This is a genomic window from Paraburkholderia sp. 31.1 (assembly GCF_014397645.1).
Taxonomy (GTDB): Bacteria; Pseudomonadota; Gammaproteobacteria; order Burkholderiales; family Burkholderiaceae; genus Paraburkholderia; species Paraburkholderia tuberum.
On record NZ_VZQN01000260.1, the window covers coordinates 1 to 251 of the forward strand.

The window sequence follows — 251 nt, forward strand, 5'->3', positions numbered from 1 at the left end:
GGCTCTGATCCGCAACACCTAACCGCCGGAGCGCCCGGTCTCCAGCCAGTCAACCAGCGAACCCGCGGATGCGTGCTCCCGCAGTACCGCCGCGTAGCCATCGAACCGGTTCGTCACTTCGCTCACGCTGTTGCCGTAGTGATCGTTCTCCGCAAGGAGCACATCGAGCAGGGTTCGTTTGCCCAGGTGGTACCACTGTTCGAAGAAGGCCTTGCGCACCTGATCGGTTTCAGCGGAGAGGCGTTTGTACT

1 pseudogene is annotated in these 251 nt (G+C 61.8%); it reads right to left on the reverse strand.

Annotated elements, in window-relative coordinates:
* Positions 1-18: 18 nt before the first annotated feature.
* Positions 19-251, reverse strand: a pseudogene (locus tag F6X37_RS36200) (transporter); the annotation flags it as partial.